Annotated in this window: 18 protein-coding genes; 6 read left to right on the forward strand and 12 right to left on the reverse strand. The window is 36.0% G+C overall.

Going from position 1 to position 23,981, the window contains the following annotated elements:
- Positions 1-8: 8 nt before the first annotated feature.
- Positions 9-572, reverse strand: a complete 564-nt coding sequence (locus AB674_RS14170) for a 30S ribosomal protein S16 (protein WP_047777640.1) — start codon at positions 570-572, stop codon at positions 9-11.
- A 194-nt stretch (positions 573-766) separates the two neighbouring features.
- Between AB674_RS14170 and AB674_RS14175 the strand changes: the two genes are divergently transcribed.
- Positions 767-1,243, forward strand: a complete 477-nt coding sequence (locus AB674_RS14175) for a DUF6252 family protein (RefSeq protein ID WP_047777642.1) — start codon at positions 767-769, stop codon at positions 1,241-1,243.
- 146 nt (positions 1,244-1,389) lie between these two features.
- Positions 1,390-1,743: an RNA recognition motif domain-containing protein gene (locus AB674_RS14180; RefSeq protein WP_047777643.1), complete on the forward strand. Its 354-nt coding sequence runs from the start codon at positions 1,390-1,392 to the stop codon at positions 1,741-1,743.
- Positions 1,744-1,864: 121 nt separating this feature from the next.
- Here AB674_RS14180 and leuB read toward each other — a convergent pair whose 3' ends face one another.
- From leuB to leuC, 4 genes are all read right to left on the reverse strand, one after another.
- Complete coding sequence (gene leuB / locus AB674_RS14185) at positions 1,865-2,929, reverse strand: 3-isopropylmalate dehydrogenase (RefSeq protein WP_047777645.1); 1,065 nt, start codon at positions 2,927-2,929, stop codon at positions 1,865-1,867.
- 142 nt (positions 2,930-3,071) lie between these two features.
- Complete coding sequence (locus tag AB674_RS14190) at positions 3,072-4,592, reverse strand: alpha-isopropylmalate synthase regulatory domain-containing protein (protein ID WP_047777647.1); 1,521 nt, start codon at positions 4,590-4,592, stop codon at positions 3,072-3,074.
- 124 nt (positions 4,593-4,716) lie between these two features.
- Entirely contained in the window at positions 4,717-5,313 is a 597-nt protein-coding gene (gene leuD / locus AB674_RS14195; protein WP_047777649.1) for a 3-isopropylmalate dehydratase small subunit, read from the reverse strand.
- Positions 5,314-5,480: 167 nt separating this feature from the next.
- Positions 5,481-6,875 carry a 3-isopropylmalate dehydratase large subunit gene (gene leuC / locus AB674_RS14200; RefSeq protein ID WP_047777650.1) on the reverse strand — a complete coding sequence of 465 codons (1,395 nt, stop codon included), beginning with the start codon at positions 6,873-6,875 and terminating at the stop codon, positions 5,481-5,483.
- Between the two features lie 587 nt (positions 6,876-7,462).
- Between leuC and AB674_RS14205 the strand changes: the two genes are divergently transcribed.
- Complete coding sequence (locus AB674_RS14205; RefSeq protein ID WP_047777652.1) at positions 7,463-7,882, forward strand: DUF417 family protein; 420 nt, start codon at positions 7,463-7,465, stop codon at positions 7,880-7,882.
- 20 nt (positions 7,883-7,902) lie between these two features.
- Here AB674_RS14205 and AB674_RS14210 read toward each other — a convergent pair whose 3' ends face one another.
- Genes AB674_RS14210 through AB674_RS14220 form a run of 3 tightly spaced genes read right to left on the reverse strand, consistent with a single transcriptional unit; the run spans position 7,903 to position 11,633 of the window.
- Positions 7,903-10,524, reverse strand: coding sequence for a carboxypeptidase-like regulatory domain-containing protein (locus tag AB674_RS14210; RefSeq protein ID WP_047777653.1), 2,622 nt, complete (start codon positions 10,522-10,524; stop codon positions 7,903-7,905).
- A gap of 6 nt (positions 10,525-10,530) precedes the next feature.
- Positions 10,531-11,316: a GLPGLI family protein gene (locus AB674_RS14215; protein ID WP_047777655.1), complete on the reverse strand. Its 786-nt coding sequence runs from the start codon at positions 11,314-11,316 to the stop codon at positions 10,531-10,533.
- 41 nt (positions 11,317-11,357) lie between these two features.
- Positions 11,358-11,633, reverse strand: coding sequence for a hypothetical protein (locus AB674_RS14220; RefSeq protein WP_047777656.1), 276 nt, complete (start codon positions 11,631-11,633; stop codon positions 11,358-11,360).
- A gap of 741 nt (positions 11,634-12,374) precedes the next feature.
- Between AB674_RS14220 and dnaE the strand changes: the two genes are divergently transcribed.
- Together dnaE and AB674_RS14230 are read left to right on the forward strand one after the other, a co-directional pair.
- On the forward strand, positions 12,375-16,913 hold the full coding sequence (dnaE, locus tag AB674_RS14225; protein ID WP_047777658.1) for a DNA polymerase III subunit alpha: 4,539 nt from the start codon (positions 12,375-12,377) through the stop codon (positions 16,911-16,913).
- A 177-nt stretch (positions 16,914-17,090) separates the two neighbouring features.
- Positions 17,091-18,011 (forward strand): outer membrane beta-barrel protein, encoded by a 921-nt coding sequence (locus tag AB674_RS14230; RefSeq protein ID WP_047777659.1) that lies wholly within the window; start codon positions 17,091-17,093, stop codon positions 18,009-18,011.
- A gap of 257 nt (positions 18,012-18,268) precedes the next feature.
- On the opposite strand, the gene AB674_RS14235 is transcribed toward AB674_RS14230, so the two are convergent.
- From AB674_RS14235 to AB674_RS14245, 3 genes are all read right to left on the reverse strand, one after another.
- A complete protein-coding gene (locus tag AB674_RS14235) occupies positions 18,269-19,261 on the reverse strand; it encodes a Gfo/Idh/MocA family protein (RefSeq protein ID WP_047777824.1) in 993 nt (330 codons plus the stop codon).
- A gap of 320 nt (positions 19,262-19,581) precedes the next feature.
- Positions 19,582-21,789 (reverse strand): TonB-dependent receptor, encoded by a 2,208-nt coding sequence (locus AB674_RS14240; RefSeq protein ID WP_047777661.1) that lies wholly within the window; start codon positions 21,787-21,789, stop codon positions 19,582-19,584.
- A 163-nt stretch (positions 21,790-21,952) separates the two neighbouring features.
- Positions 21,953-22,306, reverse strand: coding sequence for a hypothetical protein (locus tag AB674_RS14245; RefSeq protein ID WP_047777662.1), 354 nt, complete (start codon positions 22,304-22,306; stop codon positions 21,953-21,955).
- Positions 22,307-22,496: 190 nt separating this feature from the next.
- Between AB674_RS14245 and AB674_RS14250 the strand changes: the two genes are divergently transcribed.
- On the forward strand, positions 22,497-23,231 hold the full coding sequence (locus tag AB674_RS14250) for a porin family protein (protein ID WP_230004309.1): 735 nt from the start codon (positions 22,497-22,499) through the stop codon (positions 23,229-23,231).
- Here the strand turns inward: AB674_RS14250 and AB674_RS14255 are convergent.
- Positions 23,226-23,831 carry a hypothetical protein gene (locus AB674_RS14255; RefSeq protein WP_047777664.1) on the reverse strand — a complete coding sequence of 202 codons (606 nt, stop codon included), beginning with the start codon at positions 23,829-23,831 and terminating at the stop codon, positions 23,226-23,228. The two genes, AB674_RS14250 and AB674_RS14255, sit on opposite strands and share 6 nt — an antisense overlap.
- Between the last annotated feature and the right edge of the window lie 150 nt (positions 23,832-23,981).

Here is a 23,981-nt window from a genome sequence, read left to right on the forward strand (position 1 = left end):
ACTAATATTTATGCTTCAGTTGTTTCGTTATTTTCTTCAGCAGCAGGAGCTTCTTCAGTTGATACTTCAACTTCAGTAACTTCTTCAGCTGCAGGAGTTGCAGCAGCAATAGCATCAGCTTCAGCCTGAGCTGCAGCAGCTAAACGCTTAGCGTTAACTTCTTGTTCTGCTTTGAAAGCTTTAGCTTTAACATCAGCTTGTGCTTTTGTTAAACCGTCTTTTTTAGCGTCAACTTTTCCAGATTTAGCATCTAACCAAGCAGCTAATTTTACGTCAGCTTGCTCTTGAGTTAAAGCACCTTTACGAATACCTCCATCAAGGTGGTGTTTCAATAAAGCACCTTTATAAGAAAGGATAGCTCTAGCAGTATCAGTTGGTTGTGCACCATTGTGTAACCATTTAACTGCACTATCAAGGTTTAAGTCGATAGTTGCTGGGTTTGTGTTTGGATTGTAAGTACCGATTTTCTCTAAGTATTTACCATCTCTTTTTGAGCGTGCATCTGCAGCTACAACCCAGTAAAAAGGTTTTCCTTTTTTACCGTGTCTTTGTAATCTAATTTTTACTGACATAATCGTTTGATTAAATTTTGAGGTACTCGACCCCTATTAATTAAGGGCGCAAAGATATAATTTTTTTCTGAATTGTGCGTTCAAAACTATATTAAATGTCTTTAAGGTGTATTATTCTTAAAATTTTGTTGTTTTTGAGCTTGCTTTTTAGCTATTTCTTTTAAATCAAATACTTTTGCATTAAATTATTCTGTATGAAAAAATATTTTTATTTTCTTTCATTACTTCTTGTACTCACCTCTTGTACAGAAGAGATAAAGTTCAATAACCCTGCATTTCAAGCTTTAAAAGATAATGATTTTTGGAGAGCCCAGAGTTATAGCGCACACATTGGAACAGATGGGAGAGTAGTCATTGAAGGAACATTGGGTTTTGAAAAAGTGAGTCTGCAAACGGCTTCTTCAGGTGAAAAAACCTATGTTCTTGGTGTTGATGCAATTTCAAAAGCATCCTATTTAAATACGCTTCCGGCTGAAGTAGAAGGATTCTCTACTGGAACCAATATTGGGGACGGGCTGATTGTGATTACAGAATATAATACGGAAACCAACACGATTTCAGGAACTTTTAAATTTAGTGCGGTGAATCCGGAAGAAAATAATACCGAAAAATCAGAAGTCCATTTTACAGAGGGAGTGTTTTACAAAGTGCCACTAGAACCTGTCCAATAAGACATTGCTTGTAATTTGATTTCTCATTGCTTGATTCTGGTTGATTTTTACTTTTTTAAATCAAAATAAAAGCATAAATAAACTAATATATAGTGGATTAGAGAAAAATAAGATTACATTTGCTACATTATTATAAATAAGTACATATGAACATTTTTGTTGGAAGCCTTCCATTCAGTATTGAGGAAGCAGATTTAAGAGAGTCTTTCGAGGCTTACGGAGCAGTTGATTCAGTTAAAATCATTACTGATAAATTCACTGGAAGAAGCAAAGGATTTGGTTTCGTTGAGATGCCAAACGATAGCGAAGCTCAAAAAGCAATTGATGAATTGAACGGAGCTACTGTTCAAGGACGTGCAATTGTTGTTAATAAATCTGAACCGAAACCTGAAGGTGAAAGAAGAAGCTTCAATAACAACCGTGGAGGTGATTCTCGCGGAGGTTACGGAAACAACCGTGGTGGTGGAAATGACCGTGGTGGTAACAGAGGAGGATATTAATATTTTTTTCTAAATATACAAAAGGCGTCAATTTTTATTGACGCCTTTTTTTTGTGCCGTATTGTGCCTTCCGTAGAGACGCACTGCTGTGCGTCTCTACTGTGCATCTCTACGGTTATTTTTAAGACAAATTCGCAACCAACCAATCTCCAACTTCGCTGGTTTTATATGTTTTTGCACCTTTTGGGGCTAAATCTTCTGTAACAAATCCTTGTTCCAACGATTTATTGACAACGGCTCTAATAGCTTCCGCTTCTTCTTTTAGTCCAAAAGCATCTTCGAACATCATAGCAGCAGATAAAATCGTTGCCAGAGGGTTCGCAATATTTAAACCAGTTGCTTGTGGATAAGATCCGTGGATGGGTTCGTAAAGTGAAGTGTGTGTACCAACAGAAGCTGAAGGCATTAATCCCATCGATCCGGAAATTACAGAAGCCTCGTCTGTTAAGATATCTCCAAATAAATTTTCGGTGATTAAAACATCATAAGAATTTGGCCATTGTACTAAACGCATGGCAACCGCATCAACAAACTCGTAAGAAACGGTTACTTCCGGATAGTCTTTTTCCATTGCTTGTACGGTTTCTCTCCATAAGCGAGAAGTTTCTAATACGTTTGCTTTGTCCACGCAACATAATTTTTTGCTGCGGGTCATGGCTAGTTCGAAACCTTTTTTGGCCAGACGTTGTACTTCAACTCTGGTGTAGACGCAATTGTCAAAAGCAGTTTCTCCACCATCTTTTCTTCCTTTTTCGCCAAAGTAAATTCCTCCGGTAAGTTCTCTTAAGAAAACTAAATCTGTTCCTTCGATTCTTTCTCTTTTTAAAGGAGAATTGTCAATTAGAGAAGGGAAAGTAAAGGTTGGACGAACATTGGCGAACAAACCTAGTTTTTTACGCATCAATAATAAACCTTGTTCCGGACGAACGGGTGCGCTTGGATCGTTATCGTATTTCGGATGTCCGATTGCTCCAAATAAAACGGCATCTGCTTTCATACAGATTTCGTGTGTTTCATCAGGATAAGGAACACCAACGGCATCAATGGCACAAGCGCCTGTAAGTGCAGGTGTCCAGGTTATTTCGTGATTGAATTTTTTTGCAATAGCATCAGATACTTTTACGGCTTCATTAATTACCTCAGGACCAATTCCGTCTCCTGCTAATAGGGCTATGTTAAATTTCATTATTTTATTGTTTGTTTTTTAGTTTCTAAGTTTCTGAGTGACTGAGTTTCTAAGTTTTAAGGTTTTAAGGTTTTGAGGAACTTAGCATCTAAATTCAAAGATTTTAAAACTTAGAATCTTAGAGCCTTAGAACCTTAGCAACTTAGGTAACCACATTCAGCATTTTCTGAGTGGCAATAATAGCGGCAACGGTTTGATCAGAATCCAGACCTCTGGTTTTGAATTCTTTTCCGTTGTTTACCCAGGTGATGATGGTTTCGCATAAAGCGTCAGAGCTACTTCCCGGGGGAATTCTGACCGCATAGTCGATTAATTTTGGCAGCGTTAATTTCTTTTGCTTGTAAATTTTAGACAAAGCATTCATAAAGGCATCAAACTGACCGTCTCCTTGTGCGTTTTCTTCAATTATTTCTCCGTCAAATATCAGGCATAAAGTGGTTGATGGACGCATTCCTTTTGAGTGTACTAATATGTAGGACTCGATTTTTATTTTTTCTTCGTAAGTATGACTGTCTAAAACATCAGAAATAATATAAGGAAGGTCTTCCTTGGTAACGGTTTCTTTTTTGTCTCCTAATTCGATGATTCTTTGGGTTACCAATTTTAAATCTTCCTGGTTTAATTTTAAACCTAATTCCTGCAGATTTTTTTCAATATTGGCTTTTCCTGAAGTTTTTCCGAGTGCGTATTTTCTTTTTCGTCCAAAGCGCTCCGGAAGCAAATCATTAAAATATAAGTTGTTTTTGTTGTCACCATCGGCATGAATACCGGCGGTTTGTGTAAAAACATTATCGCCGACAATTGGTTTGTTGGCAGGAATTCGGTAACCGGTAAAAGTCTCCACCAATTTGCTTACAGTATAAAGAGAGGTCTCTTTTATACTAATGCTAACTTCGGGCATATAATCGTTTATTACTGCAACGGTACTTTCCAGAGGGGCGTTTCCTGCTCGTTCTCCCATTCCGTTTACGGTAACATGGAGACCATGAATGCCTCCTTTTATAGCTTCCATTACATTGGCTACGCTTAAATCGTAATCGTTATGAGCGTGAAAATCAAAATGGATATTGGGATATCGGGCTGTGATTTTTGAAATAAATTCAAAAGCTTGTGATGGAATTAATACGCCAAGAGTGTCCGGGAGTAAAATTCTTTTTACAGGCTGTTGTGTTAAAAAATCCAAGTATTGAAATACATATTCGGGAGAATTACGCATACCGTTACTCCAATCTTCCAGATAAACGTTAGTGTCTATGTTGTTTTCTTGAGCAAGTGTAATGGTTTGGGCAATTTCAGAAAAATGCTGTTCCGGTGTTTTTTTTAATTGATGGGTCAGATGATTCAGAGAGCCTTTGGTTAGTAGATTCTGCACTTTGGCTCCTGTTTTTTTCATCCATTCAATCGAAAGACCACCGTCAACAAAAGTCAAAACTTCTATTCGTTTGGTATAACCTCGTTCTTCGGCCCAGGACATGATGCCTTTTACGCCTTGAAATTCGCCTTCGCTTACACGGGCAGAAGCAATTTCGATTCGGTCAATATTTAGTTCTTCCAACAACAATTGTGCAATGGTTAGTTTTTCTGCAGCAGAAAAAGAAACTCCTGAGGTTTGTTCGCCATCACGGAGTGTCGTATCCATTATTTCAATTTTTCTTTTTTTCATAGCCAGTTTCGGAATTCCTTTTTTAAAAGTAAAATTTAGTTGTGTTGTTTTGATTGGTCTAACTTATAAAGACCCGACTGATTTCAAAAAACCAGTCGGGCCCAATAGCGTGAGTTGGATTTTTTTAGTATGGAAGTTTATCGGCAAAAGCCACAATATCTTCACTAATGTTTTGCAGGTAATCAATGTCGTCAAAGCCATTGATCATGTTGTTCTTTTTGTATCCGTTAATGGCAAAAGATTCTTTTTGACCTGTTGCTAATAAAGTAATCGTTTGTTCCGGTAAATTGATTTCTAATGCTGTTTTAGGATCGGCTTCGATGGCGTTGAAAATAATTTCAGCAAATTCCGGGCTTACTTGTACCGGTAAAACACCAATATTAAGACAGTTTCCTTTGAAGATATCAGCGAAGAAACTGGAAACTACAGCACGGAATCCATAGTCATAAACCGCCCAGGCAGCATGTTCTCTGGAAGATCCTGAACCGAAGTTTTTTCCTCCAACCAAAATTTGCCCCGAGTAGGTAGCATTGTTTAAAACGAAATCAGCTTTCGGAGTATCGTCTCCATTGTATCTCCAATCTCTAAAAAGGTTGTCTCCAAAACCTTCTCGTTTTGTAGCTTTTAAGAAACGGGCCGGTATGATTTGATCGGTGTCTACGTTTTCAATTGGCAGCGGCACAGCACTGCTGGTAAGGATATTAAATTTATCGTATGCCATTTTGATTTTAGATTTTAGGATTTTAGATTTTAGATTTTCCTTAAGTAGGACGAAATCGTAAACGCTAAAATGATTTTCTGTTAAATAATGTAAGTGAATTTTTTTTTGAAGGTTTTAGATTTTAAAGCAGCAATGCCATTCGCAAAGTGAAATCTAAAATCTTCAATCTAAAATAACTCTCTAGGATCTGTTAGTTTTCCGGTAACGGCAGCAGCGGCAGCCATAATTGGACTTGCTAAAAGTGTTCTTGAACCCGGACCTTGACGACCTTCGAAATTTCTATTTGAAGTACTCACTGCGTATTTTCCGGCCGGAACTTTGTCATCATTCATAGCCAGACAAGCAGAACATCCCGGTTGACGTAATACAAAACCGGCTTCTGTCAAAATATCCAATATACCTTCTTCTTTAATTTGAGCTTCTACAACGTGAGAACCTGGAACTAACCAAGCAGTTACGTTTTCTGCTTTTTTTCTTCCTTTTACAATTTCAGCAAAAGCTCTGAAATCTTCAATACGTCCATTGGTGCAACTTCCTAAGAAAACATAGTCAATTGGTTTTCCAATCATAACATCGTCTTCCTGAAAGCCCATATAGGCAAGAGATTTTTTATAGGTTTCCTCACCGCCTTCCACTTGTTTGGCGTTCGGAATATGTTTAGAGATACCAATTCCCATTCCCGGGTTAGTACCATAAGTAATCATAGGTTCAATGTCAGAAGCTTTGATGTTTAATTCAGCATCAAAAACAGCATCAGCATCTGTTTTCAGGGTTTTCCAGTAAGCAACTGCATTGTCCCAGGTTTCGCCTTTTGGAGCGTATAGTTTACCTTCAAGGAAATCAAATGTTTTTTGATCGGGAGCAATCATACCACCACGAGCACCCATTTCGATACTTAGGTTACAAACGGTCATACGACCTTCCATGGTCATGTTTTCAAAAACATCACCGGCATATTCAACAAAATATCCGGTACCACCTGAAGTAGTTAATTGTGCAATAATATAAAGAGCAACATCTTTTGGACCAACACCTTTGCTTAATTCGCCATTTACGTTGATACGCATTTTCTTTGGCTTAGGCTGCATAATGCATTGTGTAGAAAGCACCATTTCAACCTCAGAAGTTCCGATACCGAAAGCAATCGCTCCAAAAGCACCATGAGTAGAGGTGTGCGAATCTCCGCAAACGATAGTGGCACCGGGCAAAGTAATTCCGTTTTCAGGACCTACTACGTGTACAATTCCATTTTTTTTATGTCCTAATCCCCAGTGCGAAATACCGTATTCTGCGGCATTATCTTCAAGCGCTTTAAGCTGATTGGCAGATAAAGCGTCTTCAACCGGTAAATGTTGGTTTATAGTTGGTGTATTGTGATCGGCAGTTGCAAAAGTACGTTCCGGATATAAAACTTTAACGCCTCTGGCTTTTAATCCTAAAAAAGCAACAGGACTCGTAACTTCGTGAATGAAATGACGGTCAATAAAAAACACATCCGGTCCATCTTCAATTTTACGTACTACATGTGAATCCCATACTTTGTCAAATAATGTCTTACTCATTTTTTATTTTTTTTATTTGTAATTTTATAACTACCGCAATTCTTTGGTAATTATAATAGGAAAACAAAATTAAATAAAGATATAAAGTAGTCAATTTCAATATTGCATTATATACGATACCCAAACTAAAATACAAATTAAGATTCGCTTTTATTCCGTAAAACTGAATTCCAAAATTGAAGTGGAAATTGATTTTGTATTTCTTTTAAAGAGGGTTAGTTTTACAGTTGGTGCAGTTTTTTGTAATTAGCAATTTTATATTAAATTCAATGCAAAATGACTGATTTTATAGGTTTTAATGCCGTAAAATAGTGATTATTGATAGTTTTGATTTTGTTTTTGAATTTCTGAAACCGTGGATAAAAGCTCTTTTTTGAGGTACAAAACGAAGATTTTTGAAAGACTTTATTTGTTTTTTTTTGATTCCAATACTACGACATCCAAGAAAGTGAATTTTTGTTTTTTAGAATGGAAATAAAAGATATTAAGGTTGTTTAGGACGAATTTAGGTGTAATGACAACTATCTGACATTTGCCTCGCGAAAAGGCTCTTAATTTTGATATTTCTAATAAAAATAAATAAAATCATGAATTTAAATCAGATTGCTTACAGAATTGGTGTTTTTGGAACTGTTATTATTTTGCTTTGGGTTGGGCTTTTTAAGTTTACTGCCGTAGAAGCAGGAGCTATAAAAGGTTTAGTCGAAAATCATTTTGCAATGGGCTGGATGTACAAAGTAATGTCAGTGCAACAGGTTTCGAATGTAATAGGAATATTTGAAGTGGTTACGGGAATAGGGTTGGCATTGTCTTTTTTTAATAAAAAAGTAGCGATGTATTCCGGTTTGGCATCGGCGGTTATTTTTGTAACTACATTGAGTTTTCTTTTTACAACACCGGGTGTTTTTAAAATGGTTGAGAATTTTCCTGTTACGGACTTTTTTATTCTTAAAGATATTCCTTATTTGGCTATTTCGTTGATGGTTTATGCGAAAAGCAAAGAATAAAAAATGGTTTCTCATTTGGGTTAAAATCGGTATTTTACTGTTGCAAGTAAATACCGGGGAACTAAATCTATAGTAGCTTTATAAGAGGTGTAATTATCTAATGTAACCAATGTAAATTCGTTCTCGTTGGTTACATTATTGAACAGGAGTCGATAAGAAAAGCGACTGTTTTCAGGAGTGTAGTTGGCAATAATGTTTACAAAACTGTAATTTTGAGTATTAATTTTATAATAGGTCGTATTGACTTCGGCTAACCATACTTTTGAAATTTTATAGTTACAGTTAATGAAAGCATCTTTGGTTGTATTGGTAGTAAGTGTATTATTGAAATTTGTCTGATAGTAGTTGTAATTGAAACCAAAATCAAAGTTTACGACTAAGCTATAATAACTTGTTGCTGAAAAGGAATACTGGCTATTGTAACTTTTTAGGTTTGTAAAATCTTGGTTGTTTACTTTTGTCGGAGTATTACTCCAGGTTTGTTGTGTGGCTATCTTGGTGGCCCATTTTAGTTTTTTTAGGTAATTAATGAAGCTAAAAGAGGCGTTATAATTTTCTCCTCCGTTTGTAACGATATAGTTTTTGAAGTTGAAATTCTGAGTAATCAGGTTATCGATATTAAGCGTTTTCTTCAATTTTGTATAGACTAAATTGGTCTTAACAGAAAATCCCTTTTCATCTTTGTACAAGGTGTGTAAAAAAGAAATGGTTTTGTTTTTTAAAAGTGCAACATCAGAAACTCCCTTTTCGAAAGTTCGGTAGTCTGCCAGTAAATAGTTTGTTTTTAGATAATTGATTTCAGGCAGAGAACTGTTTTCGGAATAGTTTAACCGGAATGTCCCTAAGCGTGTTTTTTTTAGATTAAATGAAAATACAGGATTAAAAAAATGAAAATGTTGCTGAGAAATATTGCGTGCAAAATTATTTTGAACATATTTCAGATTAGCTGTAAAATCTGTTTCAGAAGTAAAATTGTACCGGATTCCCGCATCGAAAGAAAATATGGTTTGATTTGTGTTTGTGTCTACCAGGTAGTCTGTCTTTTGTTTTTCTTCGATAAGAAAATCTGAAACGATTGATTCCTTGCTTTTTTCGTATTGAAAAGCAAGAACAGATTCTAGTTTTTTGTACTTCGAAATCAGTTTACTTTTGATTCCAAAATACTGGTTTTTAGTATCCCCCTTTTGGTCAATCTGAGCTTCCGGATCTATTTTAAAAAATTCATTTAAAAAGGGAGATTTTAATCTGTTTTTCTCATTCAAATAATCGCTTCCCAAATAAAAATAATTGTTTAATATTGTTTGATTCGATAAGCTGTAACTGTGGTTAAGATGATTGTAAAAAGTATAATTGCTGTTTTTAGAATTCTGATTGATTTGCTCACTATTAAATAAGAGATTTGAATTTATGATATCAGGATTGTTCTTGTAAATAAATAAGTTGGTGAGATAATTGTCTTCATTCCCTGAATATTTAAGTTCAATTTCTCCTGATGAAAGTGTTTTTTTGCCGGAATAGTGATTGGCTTCGGAGTTGATTATAGGTTGTGGGTCTATGTTGTAAATTGTTTCTGAAAAAGAATGCTGAATTTGATGGTCATTAGTAAAATAGCCAACCCCACGAAGGGTTAAGGAAGGTTTAAGTTTTGTGGTAAAACTTAAAGAATTAAAAAGTGCTTTGTTAAAGACGCTTTGAGATTTACTGAAAGAATTGTTTTCATTACTGTTGATAACGTACTGTTTTCTTGCCTTTTTTTCGATTCGGTCTGTCCCAAAAAAATCAAGATTTATACTGGATTCTTTTATAAGTGAAGTTGCTTTTTCGCCTGAATTGTTGTAGTCCGCCAAGTAAAAGATTTTGATTTTCTTTTTTAATAGTCCGAGATTAATACCTTCTTTCCATCGGTTTTCAGAAATTATGCCTGCTCCGGCCGTTATGTTGCCGAACCAGATATTTTGTTTGTCTTTTTTTAACTTCAGATTCAACGCAACTTTATCCGAATTATTCATTTTTTTGAAAATGGGATTATCTTCAAATGCTTCTATTATTTGCACTTCATCAAGTGTTTTTGCATCCAGATTTTTGGACAGTAAGGTGTAGTTCTTATCAAACAAATCTTCTCCTTCAACAAGTAATTTATCAATAGGTTTTCCATGGGCTTTTATAGAGCCGTCTTTCTGAACTTCGATACCGGGTAATTTTTTTAAAATGTCCTCTATTGTTTGCTCTGTTTGGTTAGAAAAAGCGCTCGCCTTTATAGTGGTCGTATCCTGATTGATTCTTACTTTTTTGTGCGATTCTATTACGACTTCCTTCAAACTTTCTTGTTGGGATTCCAGAGAAACAGAGTGATTTATTTCAGTCTTTGTGCTAAGATCAATTACGTTTGTGTTTTTAGCAAAGCCTAAGCAAGAAATTTCTATACTTACAATTCCGCTGGCTGGTTTTTTTAATTGAAGAGTATAGTTTCCATCTTCATTAGCAAAAGTATAGAATAGAATATTTCCAGAGTTGTCTAAAATAATAACAGAAGCCCTTTCGACGCTTCTGTTCTGTTTGTCTTTTATAGTTCCCGATATTTTAATATTTTGGGAAAATGCAATAAAAGGGATGAAAAAAATAAAAGAGAATAGTTTTAGCATTTAATTTCAGAATATTTCGGTGCTAATATCATTCATTCCAGCTGCTTTTATCGTAACACCATGTTCTTTCCCTAATAAAATAGCCTTGTTTTTGTTTTTTTCTATCAACTTTTCTAAAATCATTTTATACTCGTCAATTGAGACCCAATTGGTAGGAGTGCCTTGATTGATGGGCTTAATTTTCGGAACAGATACATTTTTCGACGGGTATTCTAGTGATTTGAAATAGATGTATAATTCCTTCTTGGTGTCATAAGCTTCGAGTATTAATCCGGGTAATCCCTGCAGTTTCCAAGGCCCAAACGGAACAGGAATCTCTTTGGTAAACCAGACGGTGTAATCCCTTCCTCTAAAATGCCCGGTTGCTTTATTGCAAAGAAGATTTCCAATTTTTTTCGTTTCAGGGTCAATTTTCCATTCTATTGCTACACGCTTTTCTTTTCCGTAAATCTCATTAGAATATTTTTTATTCCACCACAAACTATCTTTGGCTCTGTCGTAATATACCTGTTTTCCTTGTTCTAAGGTATGTTTCCCGAGGTAAATCTGTTTGATTTCCCCTTCTGCCTTTTTTTTCTTTTGACTTTCAATATTAGATTCATTTTCCAGAGAATCTTTGGCGCTAACATAATAGGACTGGTTTTGGTCAAAAATAAGGTAAGAGTTAAAATCTAAGCCATTAGGACCTCCCTTGCCCGGACTTTCGATGTGCCCATAGTACACAATTCCTTTGTTTTGAGCATAAGAGTAGGTGTAAATTGTAAATACTGTGAGGAGTAGTAGTTTTTTCATAAGTATCATTTTATAATGCTTTATGCTGTTGTTTTTAGATTTTAGCTACAAAGTTCTAAAGCTAAATCTACTATTTGTCCAATGGAACATCCGTCACAAGTAAATGCCCAGCCGGTTCCGTCACCACAATCAACAGTTACATCGTATACTTGGATTAATGGGTTTGATTCTAAAACGGGTTCAACAATTTTATTTTCGATTACAAAGGATTTGTTGATTTCCTTATTTACTTCTGGATTTATGTTTTTTGAGCTGCTATTTGCGAAAACTCCAACAGACATAAGAACTGTAATGGCTAATGTGAATATTGTTTTCATAATTTTTAGGTTTTTGGTTAAATTAATAAAATTTTAACAGCATAAAGCAGGCTAATTTATAGAATAAAACCATATAAAAATTAAAAATTTAACAGGTTTTTTTTTAATCACGTATAATTACGGAGGAATAGTAGTACAATTAACAAAAAACTTATGTGGCTTTATCGGCAAGCCTCCTTAAGTATTTCTGCTATTGTTTCAGGGGAATAATAATGACAATGTATGTAATAAAGGTTGCCATCTCTGCAATCAATAGCGATTAAAGTTGCTTCATCTGCCATTATGGAATTTGATTCTAAAATTGTTTCTAGTGCATTATTTTTTGATTGCGAAAGGTTTAATAATGTTTTTTGAGTCGTTGTTTGCGAAAGCGCCAAGAGACGTAAGAACTGTGAGGACTAATGTGAATATTGTTTTCATCGTTTTTTGTTCTTTTCAGTTTAATTAATAGGGGATAACAGCACAAAACGCGGCTGATTCGCAGAAAAGGATTGAGATTAATGAAAAATTAACAGGTTTTATTTTGGAAAAAAATAGCAATCCCGATAGGATTTTGCTCAAAAAAGAGAATGTCGGGAAAAATCCTGATGTTGATAAAATGTATTTCGTCAATAGCCTAAAAAAGACTAAATTTGAACTTCCTCCATTTTTTAATTTGAACTTCTTTATGATTCATGAAATCAGTGTTTTATGAATGATGAAGTTTTGAATTTGGAGGTTTAATTTTTGTCTTTTAAACCTATGTATTTAATATTCGATACTGAAACTACTGGATTACCAAAACGTTGGGATGCTCCAATAACCGATTCTGATAACTGGCCTCGCTGTATACAAATTGCCTGGCAGTTGCATGACGATATGGGGAAACTGATAGAACATCAGGACTATCTGGTAAAACCTGACGGATTTAATATCCCGTATGACGCAGAACGTATTCACGGAATTTCTACAGAATTAGCAGAAGCCGATGGAATTACACTTGCCGAAGTTTTGGAGAAATTCAATATCGCTTTAAGTAAAACCAAATATATTGTAGGTCAGAATCTGGGTTTTGACGTTAATATTATGGGTGCTGAATTTCATAGAATGGGCGTGGACTCTCCGATGAGTTCTATGCCTGTTTTAGATACCTGTACCGAAGTTACGGCCTCCTTATTACAACTTCCGGGAGGTAGAGGTGGAAAATTCAAATTACCAACTCTTACAGAATTACACAGTTATCTTTTCGATAAGCCTTTCGCGGAAGCGCACAACGCAACTGCCGATGTTGAGGCAACTACGCGTTGTTTCCTGGAGTTAATCAGAAGAGAGGTTTTTACCAAAGAAGAATTAGATGTACCGAAGGATTATTTTGGAGAATTTCAAAATAAAAACCCGCAGCCGATCAAACTTATTGGTCTAAAACACATCAATTTAAAAGCGGCTTCTGATAAAATCAGAGAGCAGTTGCGAGCCTTAGAATCCGATGGAAAAGAAACGGTTGTTTCGGAGTCTGATCAACAAGATTTTATAGCAGCGAAATATTCGCATTTACACAATCATACACAGTTTTCGGTTTTACAATCTACTATAGGTATTGGTAATATTGTTGCGGCTACGGCCAAAAATGGTATGCCGGCGGTTGCCATGACAGATACCGGAAACATGATGGGAGCCTTCCACTTTGTAAGTGCGGTGATGAATCATAATAAAGCGGCTTCCGGTAAAAATAAAGCTTTGGTTGATGCTGGTGAAGAGCCAACAGAAATGGAAATTAAGCCAATTGTCGGATGTGAATTTAATGTCTGCGACAATCATTTAGATAAAAGTAAAAAAGACAACGGTAATCAGATTGTATTATTGGCCAAAAACAAAAAGGGCTATCACAATCTGGCTAAAATGTCTTCGATTGCGTTTACCGATGGATTCTATTATGTTCCCAGAGTCGATCGAAAAATTATCGAGTACTATAAGGAAGACATTATGGTGCTGTCCGGAAATTTATACGGAGAGATTCAGAGTAAAATTCTAAACGTTGGTGAAAATCAGGCCGAAGAAGCCTTAATTTGGTGGAAAGAGCAATTTGGAGATGATTTTTATCTTGAAGTTATGCGCCACAATCAGGAAGATGAAAATCGTGTGAACAAAACCCTGATTGAATTTTCACAGAAACACAATGTCAAGTTAATTGCGACAAACAATACCTACTATTTAAATAAGGAAGATGCCAATGCACACGATATTTTGTTGTGTGTAAAAGACGGTGAAAAACAAGCAACACCAATTGGTCGTGGCCGAGGTTACCGTTACGGATTACCGAATCAGGAATACTATTACAAGTCGCAAGAAGAGATGAAAAAGCTCTTTTCTGATTTGCCTGATGCGATTATCAACATTCAGGAAATTGTCGACAAGGTGGAGATTTACTCACTTTATCGCGATGTATTGCTTCCGAAATTTGATATTCCCGAGGAATTTTTAGTGGTAGAAGACGAGGCTGACGGTGGTGTTCGCGGTGAAAATAAATATTTGCGACATCTTACCATGACGGGGGCAAAAAGGCGATATGGTGAAATTACCGAATCGATTCAGGAACGTCTGGACTTTGAGTTGTTGACGATTTCGAATTCCGGATATCCGGGTTACTTTTTGATTTGTCAGGATTTTATCGCCGAAGCCAGAAACATGGATGTTTCGGTAGGTCCCGGTCGTGGATCTGCGGCGGGTTCTGCAGTAGCTTATTGTTTAGGAATTACCAACATTGACCCGATTAAGTACGATTTGCTTTTTGAGCGTTTCCTGAATCCGGATCGTGTATCCATGCCCGATATTGATATTGATTTTGATGATGAGGGTCGTGGTCGTGTTATGGATTATGTAATCAATAAATATGGTAAGAATCAGGTAGCGCAAATTATTACCTATGGTAAAATGGCGACTAAATCTGCGATTCGTGATACGGCTCGTGTACTGGATTTACCGTTATTTGAAGCCGATAGAATTGCAAAATTGATTCCGGGAATGATGCCGTCAAAATGGAATTTGGCGCGTTTTATTTCTGAAAGCGAAGACGATATTAAAAAAGCACTTCGTTCGGATGAATTTGATAATGTAAAGGAATTAATCGCTATTGCCAATGAAGATGATTTGGCAGGTGAAACCATTCAGCAGGCGAAAATTCTGGAAGGATCGATGCGAAATACAGGTATCCATGCTTGTGGTGTAATCATTACGCCATCGGATATTACCAATTTCGTTCCGGTTACAACCGCAAAAGATTCGGATTTATATGTAACTCAGTTTGACAACTCGGTGGCAGAAAGTGCCGGATTGCTTAAAATGGACTTCTTGGGTCTGAAGACCCTTACCCTGATAAAAGATACCGTTAAACTGGTAAAATACAGAAACGGAATCGATCTGAATCCCGATGAATTTCCTATTGATGATGCTCCGACTTATGAGCTTTTCCAGAGAGGAGAAACCGTTGGAATCTTCCAATACGAGTCGCCCGGGATGCAGAAATACATGAAAGAACTGAAACCGACGGTGTTTGGAGATTTAATTGCCATGAATGCTTTATATCGTCCGGGACCATTAGAATATATTCCTTCTTTCGTTCGAAGAAAAAACGGGGAAGAAGAAATTAAATACGATTTAGATGCCTGTGAAGAATATTTAGGAGAGACTTACGGAATTACAGTTTACCAGGAGCAGGTAATGCTTTTGTCGCAATCATTGGCTGATTTTACAAAAGGTGAGGCCGACGTTTTGCGTAAAGCGATGGGTAAGAAACAAAAGGACGTACTGGATAAAATGAAGCCTAAATTTGTAGAACAAGCTGCAAAAAAAGGACATGATGCAAAGGTTTTGGAGAAAATCTGGAAAGACTGGGAGGCTTTTGCGAGTTACGCCTTTAACAAATCCCACTCGACTTGTTATGCCTGGATTGCTTATCAAACGGCGTACTTAAAAGCGCATTATCCGGCAGAATATATGGCGGCGGTTCTTTCGAATAATATGAATGATATCAAACAGGTATCCTTTTTTATGGAAGAATGTAAACGTATGGGATTGGCAGTATTAGGTCCAGACGTGAATGAGTCGTACTATAAATTTACAGTAAATGATGATTACGCTGTTCGTTTTGGAATGGGTGCGATCAAAGGAGTAGGTTCCGGAGCAGTAGAAACGATTGTTGAAACCAGAAAAGACGGGAAGTACAAGTCCATTTTTGATTTGGCTAAACGAATTGATTTGCGTGCAGCCAATAAAAAAGCGATCGAAAATCTGGCTCTTGCCGGTGGTTTTGATTCGTTTGAAGGGACTACAAGAGCGCAGTATTTTCATGATGACGGAGATGGAATTACGTTTTATGAAAAAGCGATACGCTACGGATCGAAGTTTCAGGAAAACGAAAATTCATCGCAAGTGAGTTTGTTTGGAGAAACGAGTGAAGTGCAAATCGCAGAGCCTATTGTACCTCCTTGTGAAGACTGGAGTACAATGGAGAAACTTTCAAGAGAAAAAGAAGTCGTTGGAATTTATATTTCGGGTCATCCACTGGATGATTTTAGATTCGAAATGAAATACTTCTGTAATGCCCGATTAGAAGCTTTAAAAAGCATGGAACTTTATGTAGGTAAGAGTCTAAACTTTGCCGGTATTGTTAGTAATTTTCAAAGGAGAACGGCTAAAAATGGTAAGGATTGGGCGATTTTCACCTTAGAGGGATATGATGAGAGTTTTGAGTTTAAAATTTTTGGAGAGGAATACCTAAAATTCTACCATTTCTTATACAACAACCAATTCGTTTATTTGAAAATCTTAATTAAAGACGGTTGGGTAAACAGAGATACCGGTAAAAAAACGGATCCAAGGATGCAGTTTGTTGAGGTGAGACAGCTACAGGATATTTTGGAGACATTTGCCAAAAAATTGATTTTGTTATTAAATATTAAAGACTTGCAAACCGAGTTCATCCATAAATTAAGCCATTTATTTAATGAAAATAAAGGCGATAACTCGGTGACTTTTGAAATCATGGAATTAGAAAAGGTGAAGCGATTGGTTGAGGTAGAAACACCAACAGATTTTGAAGAAACAGAAGACGCTGTTTTTGAAGAGGAGAACGATGGTGAGGAAAATGCAATTGAAGCAACCAAAATTCAGGAAGTAAATGAGGTCGAAGAAATAAAAGTGGTGACCAAATTAACAATGCCAAGCCGTAGACTAAAAGTTAAGATTTCGACAGAACTATTAGAAGAATTAGAAAAAATGCAGATTAATTTTAAGCTGAACTAAATTTTAACAGTTAAAATTTAAAAGAATGCATTTTTTTTTAGTTAAAATTATGCATGCATAATAGTTTTTTAGTAATATTGCCCAAAATTACAACGATTTCGTTCCAAGTCTAACCATGCAAACTCGTGAATTATGTTAAAATAATTTAAGTTTGTATAAATTAATTAAAACAAAATTATGAAAAAGAACCTATTTCTATTAGGATTATTAGTTTGCTCTATGGCCACAATGGCGCAGACAGAAAAAGCAGAGAAACCGGAAAGCTGGTATTTTAAATTAGGAGGGTCATACTTTAATCAAACAGCTTCGACAGAATTTCCAACAGTAGGAGGAAATGATGCGTTAAATAGAACTTATGCAGGAGGGAAATTAGTGTCTGAAGAAAGTATTACAGGTTCTTTTGGACAAGGATTTAGAACAGGAATTACAGCAGGATATCGTTTTTCAGTACGTTTGGGAGTTGAGTTAGGGGTTAATTATTACTCAAGTACTGATAAAAAGATGGCACAAACGACGACTGATGCTATTTTCGTATCAGGAGGAAAACCAATTTATAATTTTAAATCGGTAGGTCAAATTACTGCTTTTGATGTTGCTCCAGCACTTGTTATGTTTTTAGGAGAATCTCATGGTTTTGAACCGTATACTAAAGTTGGGGTTTTGGTACCAATTCACGGAGATTTAGAAATCACTACTGATGCGGTTGTTCCAACTGGTGTTGCTAATCCAGCGACAGTTGCTGTTCATAGTGTTGATAAGGTAAAACCAAATCCAACAATAGGATTTACTGCTGCTTTAGGGACTTCTTACAAATTAGGAAAACATATTTCTGCTTTTGCAGAACTAGAATACCGTAACTTTACTGTTCACGGAAAAACAAAAGAAACTACTAAGTTTACTCAAAATGGACAGGATGCTTTAGCAACTAGAACAACAGCTCAAATTCATACGAATTATCAAGATCGTTTAGATGTTAATTCTAATAATGCTTTAACTAATCCAAATGGTGTTAATAAAGATAAACCGATGGATGAATTAAGCTCTTATGTTGGAATTAGTGGTTTAGGTTTGACTTTAGGTCTTAAATACAGCCTATAATTTTATAGCAATTTTAGTTTTTAGAAAAAAGAGGATATTCAATTTTGAGTATCCTCTTTTTGTTTGTTAGGGGTGAAATTTCAATTTTTGGCGCTTTTTTGTCCTTTCGACGAAGGAGAAATCACACTCGTAACTCGACAAAGATTGGCGATTTTCTATGTGGAATTTCTGATGTGATTTCTCCTTCGTCGAAATGACAATGTGATACTAAAGTTGAGGTGTTTGCTTTTATAGTTGAACCAAGATAAGCTGTGTTTCTACTTCAAGTTTCTAAATTCCTTCAAAACTTCATCAATCACCCAAGTGGTTCTTGATGCGGAGATTCCATTAGAGGGCGATGCCTTTTCGTCTCCCAGAAGTTCAGCAACTATGGTTTCTATAAGAGGTTGTTGTATGTGAAGCGGGTTTTCGATGGTAATGCTTTCTTTCTCACCATTTACAAGTTGAATGTGAATGGGGTCATTGCCAAAAGTAGAGAAAGAGATTTTTCCTTTATCCCCCACAATTTCGGTATTGTCATAACGTTCAAAACTGGCAAAGTTCCATAAACCGGAACCGTGAATCCCATTTTCAAACAAAAAGGACATCGAAACCGTATCCTCTGCCGGATAAGCCAAAAGTTGGGAACTCGCATGACCACGAACGGATTGGATTGGTCCAAATAAGTAATCCAGAAAATCGAGCGTATGACAAGCTAGATCCACAAAAATTCCTCCACCCGAGAGATGCGGTAAAACCGTCCAGGGTAAATTAATTTCATCATCGTAACGTTGCTCGAAAGGGTGGTATAAAACACAATTTACATGTCTTACAGTTCCTATCTTTCCTTGGTCAATTAGTTCTTTTATTTTAAGAAATCGGGGTAAACGTCTTCTGTAGTAAGCCACAAACAAGGGTACATTGTGGGCTTTACAGGTGTTTATCATTTCGTTGCATTCTTCAAATGTGAGCGCCATAGGTTTTTCTACATAAACCGGTTTTCCCGCTTTAGCACACAAAATAGTGTATTCTTTGTGAGAAGAAGGAGGCGTCGCAATATAAACCGCATCGACTTCGGGATCGTTGATTAAGTCAACGGCAGTGGAATACCATTTTGGGACATTATGACGTTTTGCATAATCTTCCGCAAGTACAGGATCTCTGCGCATCACGGCAACTAAAGCAGAGTTTGGTGTTTTTTGAAAAGCAGGTCCGCTTTTAACTTCGGTTACATTTCCGCAACCAATGATTCCCCATTTTACAATTTTCATTTTTTTAGTTTTTTTAGGTATTTCAAATTTAGGAGAAAAGGATTGTTTAAAAAAAGGGTTGCCACGAATTACACGAATTTGCTCGAATTTTTTTTTTTGAAAAGCTTGGTCTAAGAAAAATTTTGCCAAAGATTGGAAAGATTTTTACAGATTTTTTTTAATCATTTTAATCCTTTTAATCTGTGGCAAAAAAGACAAAAAGAATAGCCACGAACTTCAAAAACTATCCCCAAAAGTAATTTGGGAAAATTCGTGAAATTCGTGGCTAAAAAAAAAGCGTTAAAGTCTACTTTTTGAGGTTCTTGTGATTAAGTAAAAAATTATAAGTTGAAGTTAATCCCTAAAACTATATTTCTTCCAATATTAGGAATCCCGTCCGTTTTTAATCTGGAAAGGTGTGCAATGTATTTTTGGTCAAATAAATTGTTTCCGTTCAAGTTTACATCAAAAGCGGTTTTACCTAATTTTACAGTTCCTCCAAAACCTAAATTTACTAAAGTGTATCCTTTAGAAGCCGTTTCAAAACCGCTTACATTATCCTGACTGAATGTCGATGAAACGTTAAAAGAAGCAAATCCTTCTTTTAACCAGTTTTTAATATTAAATTCAGTTCTAAGCGTGTTGTTCCAATTGTTAGCCGGAATTAAAGGTAAATAATCCTTGTTGTCTTTTTTACCTGTTACCGTTTCAAAACTGGTTTCAAAATGCAACCAATCCAGTGGATGCGGGTGAAAGTGGAAGCCAACTTCACCACCATATAATTTTGCATTGTCCTGTACATAAGCAAAAACATCATTTTCGTCTAAGATTTCTCCTGTTGGGGAAGTGTAGATGTAGTTATTTATATGGTTGTAAAATCCATTAATAAAAAACTCAAAATGGGTATTCTTGTATTCTAAATTCAGGTCAGTCTGAACGTTTTGCTCTGTTTTTAAATTAGCATTTCCAATCTCGTATCGGTTGGTTCCTTCGTGAACTCCGTTTGAAGTTAATTCGGCTAAGTTTGGTGCTCTGAATCCGGTAGCTACATTTAAACGTAGCGTCAAAGGTTCTGCTAATTTGGTTTTGTAACCTAATGAAGCATTAAAGCTGTCAAAAGAGCGGTCTAAGGCTTGGAAATAACCTTCTTCATCTGCAACTCCGTGTGCTTGCGAAGTGATGTTTCGATTGTCAAAACGCAGTCCGGCCTGGATGACACTATTGTCCCATTCGTAATTCGCTGTTCCAAAAACACCAAAATCATTGGTAGTGGCATCCGGAATTAAGAATTCTTCTCCCGAATTTTTATTGGTCTGATGCATTCCCTGTACACCAAGTATCGCTTCGATTTTACCAAATTTTGGAAAATGGTATTTTGCATTGTAATTGAAGGTGTTCAATTTCATTCGTAAAGCAGCATTGTTACTGTCCTCAAATTCGCTTCTGTCGTTAGAAATATAGCCTAAATCAACATCTAATTTAGAGTCCTGAAAAAAGATAACGTTGTTCAAGCTGAACAAATGATTAAAAATCCCTTGTCTTGGGTACTGGGTGTCTTTGCTTGAAGATTGCCCTGCGATTCCTTCTTCCGGAATTCCGATGTCTAATTTGTTGTAATTGTATCTTAAAACACTCGAGAAACTAGAGTTGCTGTATCCGATTCCGGTTTTAAAATCGGTTTCGTTGTAACGGGTATTGGTTACGCGATCTCCGTCAGGAGTTTTATAATCAGAATGGGTGTTGAAGCTTCCACGGGCTAAAAATTTCCAGTTGTCTGTAGACGTTTTTAATCCAATAGAGGAATTACTTCCTTCTGTATTGGTGAAATATTTTTGACTAAAATTGGCTTTGAATGTATTCGCATCAGCAAATTTCTCTGGATTAAAGTACAAAACACCACCCAAAGCATCCGATCCGTATAATAAAGATGCAGGACCTTTGATTACTTCAACGCTTTCAATTCCGGCATCATTTAAACCTAAACCATGTTCGTCGCCAAACTGTTGATTTTCGATACGAACTCCTTGCGAGTATACCAAAACACGGTTACCGCTAAGTCCTCTGATTACAGGTTTTCCGATTGAAGTTCCCGTTGAAATTTGAGAAACTCCCGGAATTGTGGCTAAGCCTTCAATTAAAGTCGAAGTTCCTTTTTGCTGTAATGTTTTGATGCTTTCATGCTCAATTTTCATTACGTTCTGTGATTGCAATTTATTAAAAGGAGTAGAGACAATCACTTCATCCATTTCAAAAATGGATTCCTGAAGTGTAACATCTAAGGTGTTTTCTTTTACAAGTTTGGCAATTGTTTTGTTCTCGGCAGTAAAACCGACAAAAGTAAAGGAAAGTCGTAAGCTTCCGTTTGGCAGATTAGTGAATTCGTATTTTCCGTTTGCATCAGTAGTGGTACCTTTGTGCAATTCCGGTGCATAAACTGAAACGCCCGGTATGGGTTGATTTTGAAGGTTGGATACGATTCCGGAAACAGAGTTTTGAGCTGAAAGCAGCCCTGAAAATCCTAAAATAAGGATTACGATTATTTTTTTCATTGGAAAATGATGCTATAGTTAAATGGATTTTTCTTCTTTAAATAAAAAAGGAGAACAACAATAACGTCTGCCTATTCTAATTCAGTCAGAACGGGGAGATGCGCTATTATTTTTTTAAATTTAAGTAAGAAAGTTATAATTTATGTTTCGAGTGTTTCGAAACTCAGGCAACTATACCAACAGGTGGTCCACGTAACAAATAGGCGCTTTCAGGAAAGGAGAATATCTTTTCTGAATGGGTAAAGAAATAAGGAATTCCTTCGGTTGCGGTATGAAATTGAAATGAAAATTGTTCCGGAAGTATTGAACTTTCAAAAGAAAAATGGCATACAAAACAAACGTCATAATTATGATGTTGGTGTGTAATTTCGCCGCTTGGATCATTGTAGTCGTGGTGACATTGTTTTTCCGAGAGTTGTTTTACAATATGCTCATAACTGTGTATCGACTGAAACAATATTGAGAACAATACTGTTAGAGCGAAAGAGACACTTAATATGAGCTGCTTTTTCTTCATGCCGTACAAAGGTATAAAAGAACAATCAAAAATGAATTTATTTTTTACTTCTGTTTTGAATTTCTTAATAATAGCACTGTAAAACGTTTTATTTTTAAGGGAAAAGAGAATAATTGCGTTCTAATTGTCACCTAAGCTGTCATTATATTATATTTGTAAGTGAAATAAATCAACTTCAAAAAACGTTTGCTTGAAAAACTCTTTAAAACCAAAATACGATATGCGATTACTTTTCAGTTGTTTGTTTTTAGTGTCTTTTTTTTCTGTTTTTTCGCAGGAAGAAACGACGCCTAAAATAGAACCGGTTGTTAAAATCGATTCGTTATATCGGGAAGATCAGTTTTATTTTTCGGTTACCTATAATCTTTTTACGAATGCTCCTACTGGTCTTAAGCAGGATAAATTCTCTGTGGGGCTTTCCGGTGGTTTTTTGCGTGACATGCCAATCAATAAAAAAAGGACTATTGCAATTGCAACCGGGATAGGGTTAAGCTATCAGAATTTCTATCAGAATCTGACTATTTCCAAAGATGCTTCGGGAGCGCTAGTGCATGGGGTAACAGATTACAATGAATTTGTTACCAATAGATTCAGACAATATTTAGTGGATGTTCCGCTGGAGTTTCGCTGGAGAAATTCAACGTATGAAAGTTATAAATTTTGGAGGATTTACGGAGGGGTTAAATTTAGTTATATGTTCTCTAATAAATCGGTTTTGGATAACGGAGAGACTACCTATAAAATCACAAACAATCCGTACATCGCTAAATTTCAATATGGAGTCTACCTTGCCACGGGATATAATACCTGGAACATTTACGTGTATTATGGATTGAATCCTTTGTTTCAGGCAGTCAAGACGAACGAAGGTGAAACGGTTGGTGTCAAAACGATTAATGCCGGTTTGATTTTCTATATTTTATAACCACAAATACAAGAATAACAACTGCGGAAGTGTTCCGATTGCAAGACCAATAATTAATTCTTTGTTGGTATGTGCCTGCATTTCCAAACGTGATGAGGCTACTATTCCCGTCAATAAAACTAATAAAGCAGTCCAATACGGGTTTTGCATCTGAAAATGAATGTTTAATCCAAGTATAAAAATGGTGAGTCCGCTGATGGCCATCATGTGTAAGCTCGCTTTTGTTTTAAAAAGAATAAGCACCAGCGCTAAAATGGTACTGAACAAAGCCCCGAGAAAAAAGAAATGAAGTTCCGGATAACGGGTGATAACAATACTTCTCTTTACTAATAGGATATATAAAAAACATTGTAAAATTAAGGGGATTTTACGCTGAGAAGCTTCGTGAACCATAACCGATTTTACGTGTCCGGTAGAGCGAAGCAACATAAAAAACAACACCGGAACCAAAATGGTAATAATCAGAATTTGAAATAAAACATAGTATTTTTCCCTGTCCGTAAAAATATCTTCTTTGCAATACAGATAAAACAAAGTGGCATACATCGAGATGAAAATAGGATGAAGGATATAGGAGAATAATGGAAGTATTTTTTTCAAAGCGCATTATTTAAAAGGTGTTCAACAAATATAAATGAATTAATGTTTTTTGCCACGAATTGCGCTAATTTTCACGGATTATTTATTCGCTAATTTCAAAGAGTATATTTCTTCTAATAAATTTAAGAATAGTGACAATTTGTGATAATT

The organism is Flavobacterium sp. ABG (assembly GCF_001027725.1).
In the GTDB taxonomy this organism is placed as follows: domain Bacteria; phylum Bacteroidota; class Bacteroidia; order Flavobacteriales; family Flavobacteriaceae; genus Flavobacterium; species Flavobacterium cupriresistens.

Coding starts and splice junctions, on each gene's coding strand:
- AB674_RS14170 (WP_047777640.1), bottom strand. CDS start 572: ATGTCAGTAAAAATTAGATTACAAAGACACGGTAAAAAAGGAAAACCT.
- AB674_RS14175 (WP_047777642.1), top strand. CDS start 767: ATGAAAAAATATTTTTATTTTCTTTCATTACTTCTTGTACTCACCTCT.
- AB674_RS14180 (WP_047777643.1), top strand. CDS start 1,390: ATGAACATTTTTGTTGGAAGCCTTCCATTCAGTATTGAGGAAGCAGAT.
- leuB (WP_047777645.1), bottom strand. CDS start 2,929: ATGAAATTTAACATAGCCCTATTAGCAGGAGACGGAATTGGTCCTGAG.
- AB674_RS14190 (WP_047777647.1), bottom strand. CDS start 4,592: ATGAAAAAAAGAAAAATTGAAATAATGGATACGACACTCCGTGATGGC.
- leuD (WP_047777649.1), bottom strand. CDS start 5,313: ATGGCATACGATAAATTTAATATCCTTACCAGCAGTGCTGTGCCGCTG.
- leuC (WP_047777650.1), bottom strand. CDS start 6,875: ATGAGTAAGACATTATTTGACAAAGTATGGGATTCACATGTAGTACGT.
- AB674_RS14205 (WP_047777652.1), top strand. CDS start 7,463: ATGAATTTAAATCAGATTGCTTACAGAATTGGTGTTTTTGGAACTGTT.
- AB674_RS14210 (WP_047777653.1), bottom strand. CDS start 10,524: ATGCTAAAACTATTCTCTTTTATTTTTTTCATCCCTTTTATTGCATTT.
- AB674_RS14215 (WP_047777655.1), bottom strand. CDS start 11,316: ATGAAAAAACTACTACTCCTCACAGTATTTACAATTTACACCTACTCT.
- AB674_RS14220 (WP_047777656.1), bottom strand. CDS start 11,633: ATGAAAACAATATTCACATTAGCCATTACAGTTCTTATGTCTGTTGGA.
- dnaE (WP_047777658.1), top strand. CDS start 12,375: ATGTATTTAATATTCGATACTGAAACTACTGGATTACCAAAACGTTGG.
- AB674_RS14230 (WP_047777659.1), top strand. CDS start 17,091: ATGAAAAAGAACCTATTTCTATTAGGATTATTAGTTTGCTCTATGGCC.
- AB674_RS14235 (WP_047777824.1), bottom strand. CDS start 19,261: ATGAAAATTGTAAAATGGGGAATCATTGGTTGCGGAAATGTAACCGAA.
- AB674_RS14240 (WP_047777661.1), bottom strand. CDS start 21,789: ATGAAAAAAATAATCGTAATCCTTATTTTAGGATTTTCAGGGCTGCTT.
- AB674_RS14245 (WP_047777662.1), bottom strand. CDS start 22,306: ATGAAGAAAAAGCAGCTCATATTAAGTGTCTCTTTCGCTCTAACAGTA.